This window comes from Singulisphaera rosea (genome assembly GCF_054877945.1).
Genome location: NZ_JBTYIP020000068.1, coordinates 1 through 3,888, shown reverse-complemented (window position 1 = coordinate 3,888; position 3,888 = coordinate 1). Strand labels below are relative to the sequence as shown.

6 protein-coding genes are annotated in these 3,888 nt (G+C 61.7%); 2 read left to right on the top strand and 4 right to left on the bottom strand.

Going from position 1 to position 3,888, the window contains the following annotated elements; all coding sequences use genetic code 11:
- Positions 1-131: 131 nt before the first annotated feature.
- The 3 genes from ACYOEI_RS40865 to ACYOEI_RS40855 form a co-directional block, all read right to left on the bottom strand.
- The gene (locus ACYOEI_RS40865; protein ID WP_462856440.1) at positions 132-1,139 is read right to left on the bottom strand and encodes a transposase; all 1,008 of its coding nucleotides are present in this window, start codon (positions 1,137-1,139) and stop codon (positions 132-134) included.
- Between the two features lie 45 nt (positions 1,140-1,184).
- Complete coding sequence (locus ACYOEI_RS40860; protein WP_462856439.1) at positions 1,185-1,493, bottom strand: transposase; 309 nt, start codon at positions 1,491-1,493, stop codon at positions 1,185-1,187.
- Between the two features lie 65 nt (positions 1,494-1,558).
- Positions 1,559-1,726, bottom strand: a complete 168-nt coding sequence (locus tag ACYOEI_RS40855; protein ID WP_462856438.1) for a hypothetical protein — start codon at positions 1,724-1,726, stop codon at positions 1,559-1,561.
- A gap of 204 nt (positions 1,727-1,930) precedes the next feature.
- On the opposite strand from ACYOEI_RS40855, the gene ACYOEI_RS40850 reads away from it, so the two are divergent.
- Together ACYOEI_RS40850 and ACYOEI_RS40845 are read left to right on the top strand one after the other, a co-directional pair.
- A complete protein-coding gene (locus ACYOEI_RS40850) occupies positions 1,931-2,344 on the top strand; it encodes a hypothetical protein (protein WP_462856437.1) in 414 nt (137 codons plus the stop codon).
- A gap of 338 nt (positions 2,345-2,682) precedes the next feature.
- Complete coding sequence (locus ACYOEI_RS40845) at positions 2,683-3,072, top strand: hypothetical protein (protein WP_462856436.1); 390 nt, start codon at positions 2,683-2,685, stop codon at positions 3,070-3,072.
- A gap of 399 nt (positions 3,073-3,471) precedes the next feature.
- On the opposite strand, the gene ACYOEI_RS40840 is transcribed toward ACYOEI_RS40845, so the two are convergent.
- Positions 3,472-3,747: a hypothetical protein gene (locus ACYOEI_RS40840; protein ID WP_462856435.1), complete on the bottom strand. Its 276-nt coding sequence runs from the start codon at positions 3,745-3,747 to the stop codon at positions 3,472-3,474.
- Positions 3,748-3,888: the final 141 nt, after the last annotated feature.

The following is a 3,888-nucleotide window of genomic DNA, read 5'->3' as shown; positions in this document are numbered from 1 at the left end:
TTGTGATGGCGTGGCGACGTTCGATGGCCTGTCCAGTTCGTCCTCCATCCGTTGATAATCCAGGCGGACTTCGGCGTCGGACGACAAGAACGACGCGTAGCGTCGTGATGGCGTCACACTTGGTGTCAGACCTAGTTTCTAGTTTTTTGTGATGGCGTGGCGACGTTCGATGGCCTGTCCAGTTCGTCCTCCATCCGTTGATAATCCAGGCGGACTTCGGCGTCGGACGACAAGAACGACGCGTAGCGTCGGGTGAGGTTCGGCACGCTCTCGGGCCGCGACAGGCCCAGCACCCGCATTAGTTCCGAGTTCGTGGCCACCGTCCGTCGTCGCGCCAGATACGCCACCGCCGCCCGCGCCGGGTGCCGACTCCCCCGGCGACCCAACTCCGATGCCTCGATCCCGTAGATCGCACACACCACCTCGCAGACTCTCTCCAGCGAGTGCCCACGCACCAGTCGCGTTTCACGCCTCAGTTCGCTCGACCCCTCGTCCCGGACCATCACCCCGACTCGATCGGCGAACGCTCGGCTCCCCAGGATCCAGCCCTGGTGTGCCACCTTCCAGGGCGATTCCGGCGGCTCTCTCAGCCCCGCGGACACGAACCGGCGATACGATGCGGCCGGGTCCGGTCCGCCGAAGTCACCGCCCCACGAGGCGAGCAACTCGTCGTAGGCCAACCACTCCGTCCGCCGTCGCCGATCCGCGTATCCGGCATAGCTCGACCAGGCCCAGTCGGCGGGGTGCTCCACCATCCGGGCGCGGACCGGGTTGAGGTGGACGTAGCGGGTCACCGTCCAGAGGTAGGACTCGTCCTCGACCAACTCGGTGCGATACCGCCCCTGGAAGACGTGCCCGGCAAAGCGATGGCGTCGCGTCCAGGCGTTGGCGTAGGCGGAGAGGAATCCTTGCATTCCTCTGGCCAGGTTAGGCTCGGGAGTCTTGAGGACGACGTGGAGGTGGTTGGTCATGAGGACGAAGGCATAGACCCGCCAGGAGCAACGGGCGGCGGCCAACCGGAGGTGATCCTGCAAGCGGCAGCGGTCCTCGTCATCCGTGACGATGTCTTGCTGGCCGTTGCCGCGGGCCATCACGTGATAGATCGCGTCGGGGTACTGGAGTCGCAGTCGTCGTGGCATATCCGCTATGGAAGCATCTTCACGCCGCCAGGGCAAGCGAAAAAACTAGAAACTAGGTCTGACCCATAGGTCCCCGAAGCGATGGCGTCGCGTCCAGGCGTTGGCGTAGGCGGAGAGGAATCCTTGCATTCCTCTGGCCAGGTTAGGCTCGGGAGTCTTGAGGACGACGTGGAGGTGGTTCGTCATGAGGACGAAGGCATAGACCCGCCAGGAGCAACGGGCGGCGGCCAACCGGAGGTGATCCTGCAAGCGGCAGCGGTCCTCGTCATCCGTGACGATGTCTTGCTGGCCGTTGCCGCGGGCCATCACGTGATAGATCGCGTCGGGGTACTGGAGTCGCAGTCGTCGTGGCATATCCGCTATGGAAGCATCTTCACGCCGCCAGGGCAAGCGAAAAAACTAGAAACTAGGTCTGACCCCTAGGTCCCCTCACGAAGTCGGTCGAGGAACTCCCTGTGCTCTGGGCCGCCGTGCTCCCACTCCAGGCCCGAGAGCATGAGCAGGTTCGCCATCTCTCGTCGAACGGCTGTGCTCGGTGAATCCTCGAGAATCCGGAGAATCCGCTCGTGCCAGATGGCTCGGTCCATTTGCCTTCTTCGTCCGGCCTTTGAGTGCGTGGATGTTCTACCATCCGGTTCGCCTGAGATAGGGGACTATCTCCGGCAAAGGTGGGCGAGGAGCGAGGCTTGACTTCCAAGGAGTGCTTTCTAGGATTAAATCCAAGAAGGCTATCCAAGGAAGGAACCTTAGGGGACAAGATTTAACGGTTTTGTGTGCTGTAAAGAGGGGCTATGGCCGAGCGGAAACTATTGCCGACCGGCGAATGCTGGTGCGGCTGTGGCAAGGAGGTCGGCCTCGGGTCCTTCTTCGCCCCCGGTCACGACAAATGGGCCGAGGGTTATGTGACCATGACGCGATACGGGTCCGTGGCCGCGTACATCGATGCTCATGGATACGGTCCCAACGGCAAAAACGCACGGGAGGAGGCTAAGACAGTGGAGCAATTCAAGCACTTCATCCAGATGTCCATCCGCTCGACTGACCCCATTGACCCCGATGCGGTCGCACAGGCAATCGAGGCACGGGGGGGGATTCGGACCAAGAACGGGTTCGCTTTCGAATCTGCGGAAGCCCGCGACGCCGCTTATGACGCGGTAGCTCAAGCCTTCTCGGAAAAGTACATCACTGCCGCTGATATCGCCTGAGTCCGTGCCGTGCCCCGGCGTCATCCGAGACGCCCGGGCTTTTCATCCTAATCGTTGGAGCAAACCGAGCATGGCGACCGGTAGGAACGTCAACGCGGGCTCCGCATTCTGTCGAGATTGCGGGGGGCCCACGGTGACAGCGGGCAAAGTCTCGACGTGCCCGAACACCACGACCCAAGGCACGCAGCAGGTCGCCCAAGATGTGTGCGACAACCTCGTGTGGCGGCGAAGAAGATTCTGTGAGCATTGCGGCCGGGCCGTGGGCGTCGGGGCTCTATGCACGAACCCTGGGTGCGGTCTTCCTCCCCTTCGTCCTTAAATACAAAGGAGATTTCTGGATGGAAACGCTCGTGAAGCAGGTGCTCGACACCGGCACAACGGGGTTCGTGCTCCTCGCCACCGGCTTCATCACCGGCGTTGGTTTGGCATGGTCGTTTCTAACTTGGTACTACAAAGAGGAACTTGGGAAGCTGCCCGTCTTGAGTGGCAAGCTCGCCACCAAAGATGCACGGATTCGAGAGTTAGAGGGTCAGTTGGGCCAATATGCTGCGGTCACTCCTCCGGCGACGGCCGGAACGGGCATCGGTGGTCCACAACCAAGGCCCAGCGTGACCGACTTGGCCGCTCAGGTTCGCGCCGTAGAAGCCCATGTCAGGAGGAATGGCAGAGGCTACGAGGCCGCTCGACTGAGAATTCTGGACGGTTCACAAGTTGTTTACGTGGTATGATATGGCGGGGGCCGGACGTCCAACGCCATTCTCCAAGACGGCTCAACCAAAAACGTTGATGATTCAAGAATGCAAATTTTGAACGAATCTAACTGATGCCCTGACATGGGGACGTGTGCGGCGTGTTGTTGCACGGGCTCGACTCCCGGTTCAGAGGTGACACAAATCCAAAGAACATGCAAATCAAAAGGCCTACCAGCGAAAACCCCGGAGCCAGCCGGGGGGATTTACGAACCTCCTGAGTGGAGTTTAACTCCAGTCATAGGCACTGACGATCGGAGGCCCGATGCCCTTAACGACGCGACGCCTTCGCCGAGAATCCAGCGATCCCATGACCGGCCCCGCATGACAAGGCCGCACCGACGATGAGACGGGTCGCGCTCGGCCTCGGCCAAGCCCTCAGATGGCAGGGCAGCCGTTGAGATTCGCCACACGACCCAAGCCCAAATGAGCCGCGACATCCTCGAGACGCGACCGGCTCGATGCCAGGAATCGCCCGAGCAACCGGCCCTTCCTCAAGCTCTCGAGCCGGGCTTGCCAGGTCTCCGCGCTCGAGCCCAACCGATCGAGGATCTCCAACACCTCGCGGGCCACCGTCGCCTTACCCTCACGTAACAGCCGCGACGTGTAATCGACCAGGAGCAGGTAGCTCCCCAGCGGGCCCCCTTCCAGCATCCCTTCCCGGAGCTACTTGGGCCGGGTAGACCTGGGTAGTCGCCCACCCAGGCCCCCCACAGATCCAGACGTGCGCGTCAAACGCATCTGGCTCTTCATCTCATGACTTCGCTACGCCACTCCGCAGACCGTGGACCACAC

Coding starts and splice junctions, on each gene's coding strand:
- ACYOEI_RS40865 (WP_462856440.1), bottom strand. CDS start 1,139: ATGCCACGACGACTGCGACTCCAGTACCCCGACGCGATCTATCACGTG.
- ACYOEI_RS40860 (WP_462856439.1), bottom strand. CDS start 1,493: ATGCCACGACGACTGCGACTCCAGTACCCCGACGCGATCTATCACGTG.
- ACYOEI_RS40855 (WP_462856438.1), bottom strand. CDS start 1,726: ATGGACCGAGCCATCTGGCACGAGCGGATTCTCCGGATTCTCGAGGAT.
- ACYOEI_RS40850 (WP_462856437.1), top strand. CDS start 1,931: ATGGCCGAGCGGAAACTATTGCCGACCGGCGAATGCTGGTGCGGCTGT.
- ACYOEI_RS40845 (WP_462856436.1), top strand. CDS start 2,683: ATGGAAACGCTCGTGAAGCAGGTGCTCGACACCGGCACAACGGGGTTC.
- ACYOEI_RS40840 (WP_462856435.1), bottom strand. CDS start 3,747: ATGCTGGAAGGGGGCCCGCTGGGGAGCTACCTGCTCCTGGTCGATTAC.